Genomic DNA, 16,513 nt, shown 5'->3' with positions numbered 1-16,513 from the left:
CGAGCAATGATAAGAGCAGGAGGAATTTTTATATGTCTACATTTATTAGCTATTTATTTCTCGGTTTATCTTTGGCAGCACCGATTGGCCCCGTAAATGCTGCTCAGTTAGAAAAAGGAATAAAAAACGGCTTTTTTCATTCCTGGTTTGTTGGATTAGGTGCAATGGTTGCCGATGCGTGCTACATGATGCTCGTCTACCTAGGTTTTGTCCATTTTCTGGAAAAACCCATTATTCAGTCTTTCCTCTGGTCTTTTGGGAGTTTTGTGTTAATTTATACAGGTGTGGAAAGCTTAATCGGTGCTGGAAAAATAACTACAAACAATACACGGAACTCCGAACCATTACTGAAATCATTTTTTTCAGGATTTTTCATGTCTATTTCAAATCCACTAACGATCTTATTTTGGCTAGGAATCTACGGATCTGTTCTTGCAAAAACGGCATCCAGCTATAATACGGACCAATTATTACTATATAGTGGCGCCATGTTCTGTGGTTTATTAATTTGGGACATTTCCATGGCTTTGTTGGCAAGTATTTTCCGCAGATTTTTGTCCCGATCACTGTTAACTTCAATCGCTTATATTTCCGGACTATCACTCATTGGATTTGGATTTTATTTTGGATATGAAGCGATCAAATCCCTATTTTTCTTTAATTAAACCTTTCAAATACTGGCTTCGGATTACCGCTGGGCTTTTTCTTTAAATGAATGATCAGGGAAACGATTCCAACTACTACTACAAAGCCAATGCTGACAAAAAAGCCGGGACGAATTGAATCTTGAAAGAGCGTTCCGCTTACCGCCAAAAGGATGAGTATAATTCCTACCCAACGCTTTACTTTATCAATCATTGATAGCTCAATTAACCTTTTTACAGAAATGAGAACAAATAACCAATTGTAAAGAAGCATAAGCCCTGCTGCAGTTGTTATATACTCATAAATTTTGTCTGGCATTACCAGCGCAAGAATAATTGACGTTATTAATCCTCCCACTGTTAAGGAAAGCGCATACATCGGTACTTTAAGCATTCCTCCTTTCGCAAAAAAACTCGGTGCATCACCGTCTTCAGCTAGTGTAACCAGCATACTTGTGACAGCAAATAAGGATGCTGACATTGTCGAGAAACCTGCAATAATTAATGCCCCATTAAACACGTGAGGGAAAAATGCTAACTGATAATTTCCCATCGCGATGACAAAGGGGCTCTCCTTTGCAGTGAAATCTTGCCATGATACCATAAACACAGCAAAACCGATGGATAGGAGATAAATAGTCGTTAACAATAGAATCATTATTTTCCCTGCTTTTCCGGCATCATCCTTATTTCTGAGACGTACAGACATAATTCCCATAATTTCAATCCCACCAAAAGCATAAAAGGCAAAAATTAATGCAGACCACAGTCCTTTAATCCCGCCCGGAAAAAAATCAACAGTACGATTAGGAAAGTTGAAAACATCTTTCCCTTCTCCAATCAGCCCAAATAACCCTGCTCCGGCGAGAATAATAAACATAAGAATGGCTGCAATTTTAATAACCGCAAAAACATTTTCCATTCTTTCAAATCCTCTTGTTCCTGTTAACACTACGGCAATTCCCAGTACAGCATATACTGAGGCAAAAACCCATAAAGGTAAATTTGGAAACCAGAATTTAGTAAAAATTGATAATGCCGTTAATTGACTCCCCATGATCAACATTTCTGAAAACCAATAAACCCATCCGCTGCTAAAACCGGCCCACCTTCCAAATGCCTTTTTCGCATACGAACGAAAAGAGCCCTTTTGAGGATCCTTGGCGTACATTTTTGACAATGAATCAAATACTACATAGGTGCCGATTGCGGCTAAAATAAACGCTATAAGCATGGAAGGACCGGTCATTCTTATCCCGAGCCCAGATCCTAAAAAATACCCGGTTCCGATAATACATCCAACCCCGATTAACGAGAGCTGCCACCACTCCAATTTTTTCTCCTCTTGCTGATTGCTTTGCTCTGCCATATGAGACCTCCTAAACCCAGATGTTGAAAACCTCTGTTTATTAGACCTCATTATTTTGTGTTTTAATGCTGGTACTATTCTGCGTTTAAACATTAAAATAGTCTGGGTTGAGGATGGATGATGCCACTGGTGTTTACATAACCTTATTATGTTAAATAAACAAAAAGGAGGACTTCGCTTGAAATCCCCTTATCATAAGTTAATCCTATTTATCCGGACATGGAATCCCTTATTTTAGTTGTATTACCCTATTTTCAACTTTTCACGGACATAGGATCCCTTATTTACTCAAAAACACGTGAATCAACCTCGAAAATCCACGAATAAGGTACTCTATGTCCGGATAGCCTGTCAAAACAACACTTTTTGGCAAAATAACGGATTATATGTCCGTATCAAAACCTTTATACGTAATCTTTTTTAATAGGCTATGTTAAAGAGCAATGTTGATCTTAAGCACTCTGTTGATTGGAGCGGAAGGTGTGAGACTCCTGCGGGAGAAGGTGTCACGGGAGACCCCACAGGCGCTACGGCGCCGAGGAGGCTCCCGGACTCCCCCGCGGAAAGGGAGCACCTGCAGCGGAAATCAACAGCCAAATATAACAGAGCCTTTATAGAAAGGACAATACCTGCTCTCTTGTTGGTAAGGCGGAAATTGCACCACTACCTGTAGTAGTTAACGCTCCGCTTGCATTTGCAAAACTTAAAATTTCTTTATGATTTGAATCAAGGATTTCCTCAAGATTTTTTGGATTTGCTCCAAATTCAAGCAGCTTATATAAGAACCCACCAATAAAAGCATCTCCAGCTCCTGTTGTATCCTTTACTTCCACACAAAAACCTGGAGACTGATATTCTCCATTTTTTGTTATTAATACTGCTCCCTCTGGTCCCTTAGTAAAAACAACTGCTTTCACTTTCCCAACAAACAAAGCTTCTAGGGCTTTAGCCTCATTTTCGACACCTGTAATAAATTCAAGCTCCTCATCGGATACTTTTACGATATCTGCAAATGGAAGAAACTCCTGGATTGCATTGCGACAGTCTTGTTTATTCTTCCAAAGAGGAAGTCTAACGTTCGGATCAAAGCTTACAAGACCTCCGGCATTCGTGATCGAATCAATCGCTTTTCTATGTGCCTGTTTCATCGGGCTTTCAACGAGGTCAACTGAACAAAAATGAAGGATATCATTCCCCTGAAACCATAAAGGGTCAATTTCTCCGGAGTCCATTAACAAATCAGCCGAAGGATTACGGTAAAACGAAAAATCACGTTCTCCATCTGACTTAAGTGAAACAAACGCAAGGGCAGTATTGGCTACGTCTGTTCTTAGGATTTTATCGGTATCGACTCCAACATTCTGGAGTTGCTCTACTAAAAAATCACCGAACGCATCCGTTCCTAGTTTTGAGAGCATGGCAGATTTTTGGCCATACTTAGCAACAGCGGCTGCAACATTAGCAGGAGCCCCGCCCGGAGCCCTCTCGAAAGCACGTACATCTTTTAATGCGATACCTTTTTCTAGTGGGATAAAATCAATTAATACTTCACCAATTGCAAACAATTTCCCCATCTTGTCACCTCAAGAATTCGACTGTTTTCTAATACTCTATAATCCATTTAACTGTTTGAAATGCCATTTGTCCATTTATAAAAAATGAATTTTACTGAAACACTTGGAAATATTCTTAATTAATATAAATCTCTCCTAAAATAGGGGTTTTTTCCATGCTCCTAGTCAGTTTGTCTTTACATCATAAAGTTTTTCATATATCATAAATAATGGCGTATAAATGGTGAATTTATCCAGCCGCTTTTCTCATAGGAAAATGGTTGGTTTGAGAGTAAAATGTTTTATTCATAGGACAAAATAATCAATATAGTTTCAAAATATAGCAAAAACAGACATTTTCCGACGATGAAATAGGAAAAATGTCTGTTTTTGCGCTTTCCCGAGAAATAAAGTTTGAAAAGTCAATACTTTCCCGATCTTTTTTTATTTTAAAACTGAAGTTTTTTTATTTATCCCTTATTGACCGCATCTTCAAAAGGTGCATAGAATACCCCACTTGGAGCTAGATATTCATTTTCTTGATAGCGATTTTCTCCGTTTACGGTATAGTCTCCTGGAGGGAAATAGTCAAAAAGTCCACTTGTACTGTGAAGTAAAATGAATTGATCATTTAGATCATTCATTAACTCCCGGTAGCCATCATAATCGATAATTTCACCCTCCTCGTCAAGCTTGAAGTTTTCCTTTATTGCTTCTTCAAATTCTTCATGATTATTTGCTGCAATATATAGGTCAACGTCCAGACATTCCAAACACAATAGCACTTCTTCCCCTTTAAGGCTTTCAAAGGATTGATTAATTATTTTCTGTAAAATTGAATAAACCTTATCCGCATTGACAAGCTCTCGTTTAGTATTTAACACCGAATTTTCCTCCTATGTAAAAGTCGGTTTGATGCATGAATTCAACTGGATCCACAACTTATTTTCCGCTTATTAAAAATATCTGTCAATACAAAAAGGATGCCGCTTTTGGGTGGCATCCTTTAACGTTAGTTGATTTTAACGAACTTGTCCAAATTGGGACTGATAAACAGGAATATTAAACGATGGATTCGTATTTGCAAAGGATTGTACTCCAACTGAGGCTTGACCTGACAATTCGTGCTCCAATTGATTACAAATACCAATTAACTCTTGGCATCTCTGAATTGCCATATCATGGCCTTGTAAACTTTGTTGGATTGTTTGGACCGCATGACGTTCGCGCTGAATGATTTGTTCTAACATTTGCGCATTTTGTTGCTCCTGCTGAAGCATTTGCTTGTACATTTGGTTTGCTTGTTGTGTTTGTTGAATTAATTGTTGAGCCATTTGTCTGCATTGATTAATATGCATTGTTGAATGTTGAATTGTATTCATGGAATAATCCCTCCACATTTTATTGGTATTGGATATTGAACAATGCAGGGTCAGGTGCTTCTTGGAATTGGTGGATTACATCATCCTGGTTTGTAAGCTTGGGCACCTGGTAATAGCCTTTTATATTCATGTACTGAAACAATTCAAATGCTTGATCAGCACAATTATTTGCACCTTGAATGAATGCTTGACGTAAAGAAAAATCTGCACATTCTAAAGCTGCTGTCATTTTTTTTATCGCAGCCGTTTTGTGCCAGCCAAGAATCCCCGAAGCGATATCTTGATCCGTTAACTGCCGATTTGATACCTTTGGATAGAACTGCGGTGGAGAATCTAATCCATATCTTGGTTCGAATTCAGAACTTGCAGGATATTCTCTAAAGAGATGATGCAACTGTGGATTAGACGCAAGCTGGTTATATTCATCCATCATAAAATGCAGTTGATTTTCTAAAATACTTCTGAGCTCTTGATCACGGATATACGGTTCATATAAATGAAACATGTGGATTCCATTTATGGAATGAGATAAAATCTCATGAAGCTCTAATACCTCGTGAGCACCTAATTGATGTTTCATCTTATACCCCTTACAAAACATGATTGGAATTTTTCAATTCCACTTTTAGATTCATCCTTTTGCATTGAACTTATTCTCATTGAAAATTGGCAAATCCACTCACTCTTTGATAATTGTACTGCAATGTAAATCTCCATAAATTGTGCAGTGTTTAAATTAATGAAGGACCGACAAAGTAGTCATACTAATTGAAATAAATGATTTAAAAGAGGTGTAAATATGTCCTCCAAAAAACTATTCCCCATTCTGTTTGCATGTTTTTTATATACAATCCTCCAGTACCCCGCCGAACAGGTCACGTTCGCGAAAGTTGCTGAGGATGTACAAAAACCCGTTCCAGCATATGCAAAATGGGGTCAACTCGCCGTAAAGAAAGCTAAAGAAAAATATCCTAATGCAGCGGTTGTCGATTACCTGCATGTGGGCAGGAATGAAAAAAACGAATTCACTACAGAAACGTTTAAACTTTGGTTAAGAGAAAATAACCGAGAATTCGGCCTTTTTATTACGATCGAATTTGAGACAAAAACCGAAAAAATTCGCAATATTTTTTACAAAGAAACAACAAAATAACCATCTTACCTATTCCGTTATTGAACCGAATATACATTTCCCACTGTTTTACACTGGATCTTTTCCAGTGTTTTTTATTTTATAACCAAATAATATTTTTCCGACAAAATAAAATGAAAATTCTGCCCATCCGACAAAACACGAATTGCAAGCGTTAACACAGTAGTAATTTGTCGAGCGTATGTTCTTGATTATCCTCTTATATGGTCATATACTAGAAACAATATATCTGGATGTGCCGCTTATTTCCTTGATTTCTATTCAAAGAATAGTGATCTTCATCAAACGTAAGCCACCCTAACAACCCTTAATCAGCTTGAAAAAGCCTAAGAAGTTTTCCTCAATTTCAGCGGAATAACTCCGCAACCCTAAGAAGATTTTATTTTCGCAAAAAATCTTTTAATCCATGCTAACCAATTTACTATTTAAAATGAGAAGGGAGTAATTTTATGATCAAAGTAACTGTTACTATTAATTATCGGGGTAAAAACTATGTAACTAATGTTCTAACAGAAAAAGAGACTTGCGAAGATACCATCAGACAAATGGCCTTTGAGCAAGTAAAAAAACAATGGTCACATTAAAAAACATATAAAATTTAGGCTGTGCTTAAACTTGACTGTTGATTTCCGCTTCAGGCGCTTGCTTTCCGCGGGGCGGGCGGTGAGCCTCCTCGGAGCTAAAGCTCCTGTGGGGTCTCACCTGTCCCGCTGCTCCCGCAGGAGTCAAGCGCCTTCCACTCCAATCAACATGTGTAAAAAATCAACACTGAGCTTTAACACAGCCAAAATTTAAAAACAGTATGCTCTCCTCCATCCAAATCCAGGTGACGAATAAACCGCAATGGATCGTAAAGAATATGATGGAGGAGGCATTTTTTTTATGATTTCATTGGATGATATTTTCGTTGCTAGGGAAAAAATGAGGGGGATGATTCATCAAACTCCTCTCGACTTTTCAAAAACCTTTAGTTCTCTTGCCAATAATGAAGTTTACTTAAAGCTCGAAAACCTGCAAAAAACCGGGTCCTTTAAAGTTCGAGGATCTTTCAACAAAATGATCTCACTAAAAATGGGTGAACTGAATAAAGGGGTAATAGCGGCCTCCGCTGGAAATCATGCCCAAGGTGTTGCTTTTTCCTCAAGCTTACTAGGTATTCCATGTACAATTGTAATGCCAAAAGGGGCACCATTAAGTAAAATTCAAGCTACAAGGCGATACGGAGCTGAGGTTGAATTACATGGTACCGTATTTGACGAAGCACTTGATTATGCACTTGAGTTAAAGGAACAAACAGGCGCGGCGTTTGTTCATCCCTTTGATGATCAATACGTTATCGCCGGTCAAGGAACAGTCGGTCTTGAAATACTTGAACAGCTACCAGACGTTGAGGCTGTTGTCTGCCCTGTCGGTGGCGGAGGTCTTATAGCAGGACTTGCTATGGCAATAAAAGAGCAAAAACCAGATGTGAAGGTTTATGGAGTTGAAGCACTTGCCTGTCCCAGTATGAAACAGTCGTTACAGGCAAAGAAAGCATTGTCGATTGATTCGATGCCGACGATGGCCGACGGAATTGCTGTTAAAAAACCAGGGGAGCTTACCTTCAAAATGGTGCAAAAATACGTAGATGAAGTTTTCTGTGTAGATGAAATGGAAATTGCCAGAACGATGTTAATGGTGCTTGAACGAAACAAGCTACTCGTTGAAGGCTCCGGTGCAAGTTCCCTTGCCTCACTGTTGTATCATAAAATCCCGATTGTGAATAAGAAGACCATTGCCGTTATTAGTGGTGGGAATGTCGATGTTAGTTTTATCTCGAGGATCATTGAACGTGGAATGGTTGAAGCTGGGAGATTTGTCCATTTGTCCCTTTCTTTAAAAGACAAGCCAGGGGAGCTGGAGAAACTCCTCGGAATTATTACTACACTCGAAGCAAATGTTTTAAACCTTTCCCTGGAGCATATTGGGGAAAAAATTTTCCCTGGCTATGCATTATTAAACCTATCGGTAGAAACAAAGGACCATAATCACGTTGAACATATTATTCAAGAACTAACGAAAAAAGGTTATGAAATTCAAAAATAGCATTAAATCCGCCTTGATGATTGGGCGGATTTAATGCCTTCTAGGTTATTTAATTAATAGTAAAAATCAAGTAGATAGCTGTCCCCCACATAATAATGGCTGATATTTTGTTAAGGGCGGTTAAAAATTTGCCCTTTCGGTCGAAGTTTCCTACAGCTCTACCTGCGATAGCTAACCCGAAAAACCAAATCCATGAAACGAATATACATGATAGAGTAAAAACAATTTTTCCTTGACCAATATAGGATATTGAACTAGTCCCGATCACTCCGATCGTATCCATAATAGCATGTGGATTTAAAAGTGAAACAGATGCTGCAAATAGCATTTGTTTTCTAGGAGTCATAATTTTTGATATGTCAGTCTGTAGACTAGGTTTGCTTTTCCATATAACAAAACCCATGTAAAATAAAAAAACGATTCCCCCAATTAGTAATGTTAGTTTAATCCACTGTATTCCCAACACCACAACGGAAAACCCTAATACTGCTAATGTGATAAGAAATGTATCACAAATTGCTGCTGTAATCACTACTGGAAGAGCATTCACTAATTTTTTATGAGAAGCTCCCTGGTTAAATACAAATACATTTTGAACTCCTAAAGGGAGAATTAATCCTAAGGCTAAAATAAACCCGTGTATCGCTGCACTAATCATCTATGTCTCCTTAAAATGGTGTTAAAAATTCATATCTTAATTCCTTCAATTCTTCATCTTTCCATTATGAAATCGTAACATAAAATCCTCTTAAACGGGGCCAATTTTTACCCATTTCACTTAACAGAGAATTCAATTCAGTCTTAACACATATATTGTATGATTACAGTTTAATCTGGAAAGGAGACTGAATCGATTGAGTTACTTCTGGGGTGTTGACTCGGCAGCGATGGTGAATAAAGAGTTATATGATCGTGTGTTAAATCAGTTTGGAAAGCCCTCCTATTGGGGCCGTTATATCGTTACTGTCCCGAATGCAGCAGAAGGATTAACAAGAGATGAGGTTCGATTAATTCGTAACAGCGGCACGAAAATATTGCCGATTTATAGTAATTTTACAAGCGCAATTGGAGAGCGGCAAGGCCGGACTGTTGCTAATAATATGATCTACCAAGCGAAAAGACTTGGGATTCCAAAAGGCAAAATCTTATTTGCTAATGTCGAGCGGCATTTTTCCGTTGATGCAGCTTGGATTACCGCTTTTATTAATACAATGTTTAATAGTGACTATAAAGCTGGTATTTATTTTGATCCGATCGAGAGAAAGTTCCAACAAGGGTATGGTGAAGCGATTGCAAATAACAGCAACTTGGCAAATCATGTTGTTTTATGGAGTGCCCGACCGGAAACAGGTGTTTCAAAGGCAAGAAACACTCCTAGATTTAGACCTTCTAAGCCACCTTGTAAGTCAAATGTTTGGGGCTGGCAATATGGGCGTGATGCCTCAGAATGCCCAATTGATACGAACCTCATTAATCAAAGTCTGTTTGAACTCTTATGGTAGTAAAGTACCCCGGGATCTCCTTATTCAAAAACTTGAGGACTCGAATGAAGATGGCTTCCGTTTATTAACGGAGAGCCTTTTTTAGTTGTTAAGCTGTTTATTTTTGGGCTGTGTTAAAGAACAATGTTGGTTTTGAGAACTCTGTTGATCTTCGTTGCAGGTGCGAGACTCCTGCGGGAGAAGGTGTCACGGGAGACCCCACAGGCGCTAGCGCCGAGGAGAAAGAAAAGCGGAAGCGGCTTGCCCAGGGGCGACAGGCATAAGACGAGCCGACAAGAAGGTCGTTCTTTGACCTTCTTGTCGGATTGGCTTATGACCCCGAGCCCCTTGCCGCTGCAGCTAGACAGGCTCCCGGACTCCCCCTAAGGTGCGGGAGCACCTCTCTCTGCAATCAACAGGCAAATTTACCAGAGCCTATTTTTAAGTATGATATTTAACAAAAATATATAATGGCGACAGATTGTGATCAAAAATAGACGATTTTTGGTTTAAGTATGCTATTCTGATATTATGCAAATCATCTACTTCATTTAATAGGAGTAAACATAAAGTAAGGAGTTTCATGAATGAAGGATTATAAAATTATATTCTTAGATATTGACGGAACCATTTTGCGAACAGATCACACCATTGAGGATTCCACTAAAGAAGCCATTTCAAAGATGAAATTAAAAGGTATTGAAGTGATCTTAGCAACGGGAAGGCCGCTTCATGAATTACAGGATATCGCTTCAGAACTGGAAATTGATTCGTTTATTTCCTACAATGGAGCTTACGCAATCTATAAAGGCAATGAAATTTTCAAAGAGCAAGTCGATGAAAACATTCTCAGCACCTATATAAATGTAGCTGAAGAAAGAAATCATGAATTAATTTTATTTACCAATACTCATAACCTTTCGACGAACCTTGAGTCGAAAAGAACAACTCATTTTTTTGATCTCTTTGGTCTGACAAAGAATCAATCCTATACTCCTGACGATATCGGGAATATTTTATCGTTAACCGTTATAGCGAACCATCCTAGTGAAATTAAACATTATCCTCCATATGAAGGAGTTCATTTTTCACAAGTTCACGTCCACGGTATGGAACACTGCTTTGATGTACTTATGGAAAAAGTCAATAAAGGGGTCGCTGTGCATTCAATGCTTCAACACTTAAATATACCGCGTGAGCTTGCGATTGCCTTTGGGGACGGACTTAATGATAAAGAAATGCTATCCTATGTTGGGGAAGGCGTCGCAATGGGAAATGGTCACCCCGAGTTATTTTCTTACGCTAAGCACACGACAACTGATGTAGACAACTCAGGAATATATAATGGTTTAAAAATGTTAGGACTGTTATCATAATGATTTTTTACAAAAAAAGGGGCCGCTATGGCCTTTTTTTTTACTAAAAATATACCATTTAATTCCCAGTAAAGTGTGGTGCTCTTTTTTCAATTAATGCACGTATTCCTTCTTTGTGGTCTTCTGTTTGAAGCAAAACCGTTTGCACCATATTTTCATTCATCAGGGCAACATCCAAATTTATAGACCCAGCACGATTTAACAAATGCTTTAAATACTTATTGCATAAAGGTGCACCATTGATAATAAACTTGGAGAAATCAACGGCTTCTTGAAGGACATTATGGTCTGTTAAGCGATTGATCATTCCTCTTGCAAAAGCTTCCTCTGCTGTAATAACCTTGCCAGAAGAAATCCACTCCTTCGCAATTGGTAATGGCAGGTGGTCAACTAGATGTTTCGTCAATCCGAGGTCTGGAATTAGTCCTAAATTTGCAAAGCTTAACGCAAACTTGGCCGATCTTTCCGCAATAATGAAATCCGCAGCAAGAGCAATACTGAAACCGGCACCCGCAGCAAATCCTTGTACTGCGGCAACTACATATTTATCTAAGTCAACGATCGTTTTTGCTAATGATGCAGTCATTTCGATCCATTTTGAAGTTTCACTTGCCGTTTCTAACTCTATCATCGCATCTAAATCAGTACCTGCGCAAAAAGAACTGCCTTCCCCTGAAAGGATAATCACTTTAACATCGGGATCATCTTCAGCAACTCTTAACGCTTCAACCACGCGTTCAACGAGAGCCTCTGAAAGCGCATTTAATTTATTAGGACGATTTAAAACAATGTGACCTATATGGTCTTCAACTCTGAAAAGTACCGGACTTGACATTTTTATCGCTCCCTTCCACTATTAAAAAACGTTTAATAGGCCAAGTACATTGATAGACATTTAAAACTAATATACACATTCCCATGGGAGACATTTTCCTAGTACATAATAAAGTTCCATTCATAATAATTTATTCCTGTCCTATTCTGCGATAATTTCTTACAACTTTATGTCAAATATTTCCACTATCTTTACGTTTCCTACTATACAATACTATATGAACGTGTAAATTCTGTTGGTCGGAGCGGAAATCAATGCCCAAATATTACAAAGTCAAAAATTAAGAAGGATAACGCACCAATAAAGTGCGTTATCCTTCTTTAATCGTTTTTACTTAAATCCAACTTATATATTCCATAACCTTGGCTATCAATTTCTTTTGTAAAGGAGATTCTGCTTCCCGCTTTAATATACATTTCCCCTTTTGGAGAAGAAGTAAAACTAATTTTAACATTACTGTTAATTGGAGCAATCGACCAGTTTTGATCAGCAGTTGGTGTAATTTCTTTTAAATCGTAAATATATTTCATAAGGATTTGGCGATTTTCATCGATTGAATCTACCAATACTTCACTGCCCTTCACACCAGGGAAATTCCCACCACCACTGGCGCGATAATTATTCGTAACAACAATAAAATCTGCGTTCGGGTCAATTGGCTTATTTTTGTAGGATAGGTTAATCACTCGACTCGAGTTTGGATGAACTAACTTGCCGGTCACATCATATTTTGCCGGCTTCGTTATATCAAACTGATATTGCACCCCGTCTATTACATCAAAATTGTATACAGGATAAATTGGATTCAATAATGATTGAACCTCAAGTTTAGCTGGGTCGATGGTATTAAACTGTCCTGCCGACATTTCAAGCCATTCCTTTAACACTGCCCCCTTTACTTTTATGGCTTGTAACGTATTATCATATAAATACAAGTCACCTGTGCTGCGAATCGTTAAATCGCCTTTTTTAATTTCAGTGTAATCCTCAAAGCCGTTTCTTCCAGCTTTAAATGGAGCACTAACCGATAATATTGGCAAATTCTTATATTCTGGTTTTTCTTTTTTGATAACATTCTCGACGTACCATTTTTGTGCATTTGTTACGACTTGAATGGAAGGATCATCCTGAATTAACGCAAAATAACTTTGAATGTCATCTGTCGTTCTTCCAATAGGAGTATTAATGTATTTAATTGTCGCATTATGTTCATGGAGTACTGCATTGACTATTTCCTCATCTGGCTCCACGGTACTATGGATTACGAGCTTTCCAGAAACCGGATCCTTTTGTTCCATCCAAGTTTCTCGAGTAAACGAGATGGAATCAACAACTTCCCACTTTCCATTTACTTTATCAAGCTTTAAGTCAATAATCCCTAATGATCCTCCTCCAAAACCAGCTTGGACAACAGGAACCCCATTGATGGTCCCTTTTCGGTTATCAATCCCGGGTAAAGGCTGCATATCAGGGCCAAGCAGGATGTTGTCTAGTACCGTACCTTTAATCGGGAAGAGTTTATGGGTATGGGAAAACGTAATCGCATCAATCCCCGGAATTTCACTCAAAGCATAGACAACATTCTCCGTATCAGCCTTATTTGCTCTGAAACCTGAGTGAGCCAGGACAATGACTAAATCTGCTCCCTTGCTTCGAATTTCCGGAATAAATTTTTTGGCTGATTCAACCATATCCTTAACGATTACTTTCCCCTTAAGATTTTTTTTATCCCAATCATTTGCTTGTGGTGGAAGAATTCCAATGAATCCGAGTTTTAACACATGTTTTTTTCCTTTATGATCGATTACTTTCTTTTTAATTATTTTATAGGGCTGGTATTTATTTTTCTCATTACCAGCAATCTCATCATGGTCATCGATATAAACATTTGCATTCACAAATGGAAAATTTGCGTCATTGTAGGTTTCCGCAAGAAAATCTAATCCATAATTAAACTCGTGATTTCCAATTGTTGCAATGTCATATCCCATCAAGTTCATTGCCTTCATCACTGGATGGACCTCTCCAGGTTTTAAAGGATCATATTTGACTTTATAGGCAGCAAGCTGAGTACCTTGAATCAAATCTCCATTGTCAACGAGGATACTGTTTTTCACTTCTTTCCGAGCTTTTTTAATTAGTGTAGCTGTTTTAGCAAGGCCTACTTTATGGTAAGGTTCATCTTTATTGTAGTCATAGCTCAAAATGTTGGCATGAACGTCTGTTGTTTCCATTATCCTTAAGTTTAATAATGGGCTTTTGAATTCCTGATCTTTTATGGCAGAGATCACCTCCTGTGCAACTGCTTTTTCCGTTCCTAGAAAATAGAATGACCACATTAACATAGTAAATATGAGAGAAGCTGATAGAAGTTTTTTTACACGATGCATTTCCAAAAAGATCTCTCCTTATGTATTTGTATAATCACTTTCGTAAAGTGATTGATTACCACCTATGTAAGAAAGGGAATTGCTCCTTATTGTTTCCAAAATCTTGGTAAAATACCAAAAAAGTTCGGGTAAGAATCGGCCTTGGGATTTTTTTCTTTTCTTGTTCCAACCTTTATGTTAACTTTATAATTAAAAAGTTAACATTTTATCCAAGCCGTAACTGGCGTGTTGATTATACTTAGTAAAGGGAGTGGTAGATTTGTTTTTACGGGGACATCATCTTTTGTGTATCCAAGGATTTCGTGGGGCGGGTTATAGTGAAGAATTCGTTGAAAATATGAAAGAAATTGTGGCAGAATTCCGTAATGAGGAACTTGATTTCCCGATCAAAGTATTAGTAGGCTTTGATAATGCCTGTATGGCCTGCCCGCATCGCGGTGAGCGTATATGTGAAGCAAATGAAGGATCGCAAAAACATGTACTATCCATGGATCAAAAAGTAATTAAACATCTGGGGTTAACATCAGGAAGAATTTATCAAAAATCAACACTTTATGAGGTTGTAGCTACTAAAGTAGAGCCGGCTGACTTAGATGAACTATGCAAAGGTTGTTCTTGGCTTCAATACGGTGTGTGTAAAGAAGGAATTGCAGAAATGAAAGAAAATTTTCGCCAACTTAATTAATATCAAAAAACAGCAATAAATTTTGATCATAAGGCTGTGTTAAAGCTCAGTGTTGATTTTTTACACAATGTTGATTGGAGCGGAAGGCGCTTGACTCCTGCGGGAGCAGCGGGACAGGTGAGACCCCACAGGAGCTTTAGCTCCGAGGAGGCTCAACGCCCGCCCCGCGGAAAGCAAGCGCCTGGAGCGGAAATCAACAGTCAAGTTTAACACAGCCAATCATAAAAAAAGCAGAGCGAATTCAAGTACTAATTGAATTCGCTCTGCTTTTATATATTGGCACACCAGCATAGGCCAGCCTCTTATTTTTACCCGCGCACTTGTCCTGTACCATAAATATAATACTTGCTCGAAGTAAGAGCTGGCAGTCCCATCGGTCCACGCGCATGGAGCTTTTGAGTACTAATGCCAATCTCGGCTCCGTAACCGAATTCGAAACCATCCGTAAATCGAGTCGACGCGTTATGATAAACTGCAGCAGCATCAACTTTTGTTAAAAACAAATCCGCGTTCGCCACATTTTCAGTAATAATCGCCTCAGAATGCTTTGTGCCATATTGATTAATATGATCAACGGCTTCCTCAACATCCTTCACAACTTTAACGCTTACCTTAAGTGCTAAATATTCAGTGTACCAATCCTCTTCCGTTGCCTGCTTGGCAGCACTAAATACACGACAGACCTTTTCATCCCCATAGATTTCCACTGTATGATCGTGAAGGGATTTTAATAATTGCTCGCCATTTTCATCAAACCATTTTTCATGAATCAAAATGGTCTCAATTGCGTTGCAAACTGATGGACGTTGCGTTTTTCCATTAATGGCAATCCGCTCTGCCATTCCCTTGTCAGCTGTTTCGTCAATAAAAATATGGCAATTGCCGGCCCCAGTTTCCAATACCGGTACAGATGCCTCACGAACGACCGTATCAATTAGATTTTTACCTCCGCGAGGAATCAATACATCTAAATACTCGTTTAAGTGAAACAATTCTTTTGCTGCTTCACGGCTAGTATCTTCAATTAACTGAACAGCTTCCAAAGGCAGGTCTGTCTTTTCTAAAGCACGATGAATGGTTTGAACCAATGCCGTATTGGAATACTGGGCCGAAGAACTCCCTCGTAAAATAACCGCATTTCCTGTTTTTAAAGAAAGAGTTGCCGCATCAATCGTTACATTTGGTCTTGCTTCATATATCATGCCGATTACGCCGATTGGTACTCTCCTTTTGACAATTTTTAACCCGTTTTCTTTTTCAATTGATTCAAGCCTTTCACCGATCGGATCGTTAAGCTTGACCAAAAGACGGATTGCATCCGCCATATCTGCAATCCTTTTTTCATTTAAAAGAATTCGATCAAGAACCGAGTCATTTAAGCCATTCTGTTTTCCCTGCTCTATGTCCTTTGCATTCTCGTTAATAATGTCAGCTTGATCCAACAACAACTGCTGTGCAATTTTTTCTAACGCATCATTTTTTTGTTCCGTCGTCACTCCGATTAAGGCAAAGCTAGCTTTTTTTGCTGCCTCTCCCTTTCTGCTAATCTCACTCATATAC

16 protein-coding genes are annotated in these 16,513 nt (G+C 38.5%); 7 read left to right on the top strand and 9 right to left on the bottom strand.

Going from position 1 to position 16,513, the window contains the following annotated elements:
- Nucleotides 1-32: 32 nt before the first annotated feature.
- The gene (locus tag ACI48O_RS11170) at nt 33-665 is read left to right on the top strand and encodes a LysE family transporter (protein WP_435561885.1); all 633 of its coding nucleotides are present in this window, start codon (nt 33-35) and stop codon (nt 663-665) included.
- On the opposite strand, the gene ACI48O_RS11165 is transcribed toward ACI48O_RS11170, so the two are convergent.
- The 5 genes from ACI48O_RS11165 to ACI48O_RS11145 form a co-directional block, all read right to left on the bottom strand.
- A complete protein-coding gene (locus ACI48O_RS11165; RefSeq protein WP_435561884.1) occupies nt 658-2,013 on the bottom strand; it encodes an amino acid permease in 1,356 nt (451 codons plus the stop codon). The two genes, ACI48O_RS11170 and ACI48O_RS11165, sit on opposite strands and share 8 nt — an antisense overlap.
- A gap of 611 nt (nt 2,014-2,624) precedes the next feature.
- Nucleotides 2,625-3,587: a carbohydrate kinase family protein gene (locus tag ACI48O_RS11160; protein ID WP_435561883.1), complete on the bottom strand. Its 963-nt coding sequence runs from the start codon at nt 3,585-3,587 to the stop codon at nt 2,625-2,627.
- Between the two features lie 449 nt (nt 3,588-4,036).
- Nucleotides 4,037-4,450: a hypothetical protein gene (locus tag ACI48O_RS11155; RefSeq protein ID WP_435561882.1), complete on the bottom strand. Its 414-nt coding sequence runs from the start codon at nt 4,448-4,450 to the stop codon at nt 4,037-4,039.
- Between the two features lie 138 nt (nt 4,451-4,588).
- The gene (locus ACI48O_RS11150; protein WP_435561881.1) at nt 4,589-4,948 is read right to left on the bottom strand and encodes a hypothetical protein; all 360 of its coding nucleotides are present in this window, start codon (nt 4,946-4,948) and stop codon (nt 4,589-4,591) included.
- A 19-nt stretch (nt 4,949-4,967) separates the two neighbouring features.
- Nucleotides 4,968-5,528: a spore coat protein gene (locus ACI48O_RS11145; protein ID WP_435561880.1), complete on the bottom strand. Its 561-nt coding sequence runs from the start codon at nt 5,526-5,528 to the stop codon at nt 4,968-4,970.
- A 219-nt stretch (nt 5,529-5,747) separates the two neighbouring features.
- On the opposite strand from ACI48O_RS11145, the gene ACI48O_RS11140 reads away from it, so the two are divergent.
- The 3 genes from ACI48O_RS11140 to ilvA all read left to right on the top strand — a co-directional run bounded on the left by ACI48O_RS11140 (nt 5,748) and on the right by ilvA (nt 8,186).
- The gene (locus ACI48O_RS11140) at nt 5,748-6,101 is read left to right on the top strand and encodes a YqzG/YhdC family protein (RefSeq protein ID WP_435561879.1); all 354 of its coding nucleotides are present in this window, start codon (nt 5,748-5,750) and stop codon (nt 6,099-6,101) included.
- 449 nt (nt 6,102-6,550) lie between these two features.
- A complete protein-coding gene (locus ACI48O_RS11135) occupies nt 6,551-6,685 on the top strand; it encodes a BA3454 family stress response protein (protein ID WP_435561878.1) in 135 nt (44 codons plus the stop codon).
- Nucleotides 6,686-6,983: 298 nt separating this feature from the next.
- On the top strand, nt 6,984-8,186 hold the full coding sequence (gene ilvA, locus ACI48O_RS11130) for a threonine ammonia-lyase (protein WP_435561877.1): 1,203 nt from the start codon (nt 6,984-6,986) through the stop codon (nt 8,184-8,186).
- A gap of 49 nt (nt 8,187-8,235) precedes the next feature.
- Here the strand turns inward: ilvA and ACI48O_RS11125 are convergent, their stop codons facing one another.
- Entirely contained in the window at nt 8,236-8,844 is a 609-nt protein-coding gene (locus ACI48O_RS11125) for a LysE/ArgO family amino acid transporter (RefSeq protein WP_435561876.1), read from the bottom strand.
- 196 nt (nt 8,845-9,040) lie between these two features.
- Between ACI48O_RS11125 and ACI48O_RS11120 the strand changes: the two genes are divergently transcribed.
- Both ACI48O_RS11120 and ACI48O_RS11115 read left to right on the top strand, forming a co-directional pair.
- Nucleotides 9,041-9,688: a glycoside hydrolase domain-containing protein gene (locus ACI48O_RS11120; RefSeq protein WP_435561875.1), complete on the top strand. Its 648-nt coding sequence runs from the start codon at nt 9,041-9,043 to the stop codon at nt 9,686-9,688.
- Nucleotides 9,689-10,254: 566 nt separating this feature from the next.
- A complete protein-coding gene (locus tag ACI48O_RS11115; RefSeq protein WP_435561874.1) occupies nt 10,255-11,043 on the top strand; it encodes a Cof-type HAD-IIB family hydrolase in 789 nt (262 codons plus the stop codon).
- Nucleotides 11,044-11,101: 58 nt separating this feature from the next.
- On the opposite strand, the gene ACI48O_RS11110 is transcribed toward ACI48O_RS11115, so the two are convergent.
- Entirely contained in the window at nt 11,102-11,878 is a 777-nt protein-coding gene (locus ACI48O_RS11110; RefSeq protein ID WP_435561873.1) for an enoyl-CoA hydratase/isomerase family protein, read from the bottom strand.
- Between the two features lie 320 nt (nt 11,879-12,198).
- Entirely contained in the window at nt 12,199-14,268 is a 2,070-nt protein-coding gene (locus ACI48O_RS11105) for a bifunctional 2',3'-cyclic-nucleotide 2'-phosphodiesterase/3'-nucleotidase (protein WP_435561995.1), read from the bottom strand.
- A gap of 250 nt (nt 14,269-14,518) precedes the next feature.
- Between ACI48O_RS11105 and ACI48O_RS11100 the strand changes: the two genes are divergently transcribed.
- The gene (locus ACI48O_RS11100) at nt 14,519-14,953 is read left to right on the top strand and encodes a DUF1284 domain-containing protein (protein ID WP_435561872.1); all 435 of its coding nucleotides are present in this window, start codon (nt 14,519-14,521) and stop codon (nt 14,951-14,953) included.
- 308 nt (nt 14,954-15,261) lie between these two features.
- Here the strand turns inward: ACI48O_RS11100 and ACI48O_RS11095 are convergent, their stop codons facing one another.
- Entirely contained in the window at nt 15,262-16,509 is a 1,248-nt protein-coding gene (locus tag ACI48O_RS11095; RefSeq protein WP_435561871.1) for a glutamate-5-semialdehyde dehydrogenase, read from the bottom strand.
- Nucleotides 16,510-16,513: the final 4 nt, after the last annotated feature.

Source organism: Neobacillus terrisolis (assembly GCF_051233475.1).
GTDB lineage: Bacteria > Bacillota > Bacilli > Bacillales > Cytobacillaceae > Bacillus_BU.
This window is presented reverse-complemented; position numbering and strand designations above follow the sequence as displayed.

Excerpts from the sequence above, each read along its gene's own strand:
- ACI48O_RS11115 (WP_435561874.1), top strand. The coding sequence starts at position 10,255 with ATGAAGGATTATAAAATTATATTCTTAGATATTGACGGAACCATTTTG.
- ACI48O_RS11170 (WP_435561885.1), top strand. The coding sequence starts at position 33 with ATGTCTACATTTATTAGCTATTTATTTCTCGGTTTATCTTTGGCAGCA.
- ilvA (WP_435561877.1), top strand. The coding sequence starts at position 6,984 with ATGATTTCATTGGATGATATTTTCGTTGCTAGGGAAAAAATGAGGGGG.
- ACI48O_RS11095 (WP_435561871.1), bottom strand. The coding sequence starts at position 16,509 with ATGAGTGAGATTAGCAGAAAGGGAGAGGCAGCAAAAAAAGCTAGCTTT.
- ACI48O_RS11145 (WP_435561880.1), bottom strand. The coding sequence starts at position 5,528 with ATGAAACATCAATTAGGTGCTCACGAGGTATTAGAGCTTCATGAGATT.
- ACI48O_RS11150 (WP_435561881.1), bottom strand. The coding sequence starts at position 4,948 with ATGAATACAATTCAACATTCAACAATGCATATTAATCAATGCAGACAA.
- ACI48O_RS11140 (WP_435561879.1), top strand. The coding sequence starts at position 5,748 with ATGTCCTCCAAAAAACTATTCCCCATTCTGTTTGCATGTTTTTTATAT.
- ACI48O_RS11160 (WP_435561883.1), bottom strand. The coding sequence starts at position 3,587 with ATGGGGAAATTGTTTGCAATTGGTGAAGTATTAATTGATTTTATCCCA.
- ACI48O_RS11165 (WP_435561884.1), bottom strand. The coding sequence starts at position 2,013 with ATGGCAGAGCAAAGCAATCAGCAAGAGGAGAAAAAATTGGAGTGGTGG.
- ACI48O_RS11135 (WP_435561878.1), top strand. The coding sequence starts at position 6,551 with ATGATCAAAGTAACTGTTACTATTAATTATCGGGGTAAAAACTATGTA.
- ACI48O_RS11105 (WP_435561995.1), bottom strand. The coding sequence starts at position 14,268 with ATGCATCGTGTAAAAAAACTTCTATCAGCTTCTCTCATATTTACTATG.
- ACI48O_RS11110 (WP_435561873.1), bottom strand. The coding sequence starts at position 11,878 with ATGTCAAGTCCGGTACTTTTCAGAGTTGAAGACCATATAGGTCACATT.
- ACI48O_RS11125 (WP_435561876.1), bottom strand. The coding sequence starts at position 8,844 with ATGATTAGTGCAGCGATACACGGGTTTATTTTAGCCTTAGGATTAATT.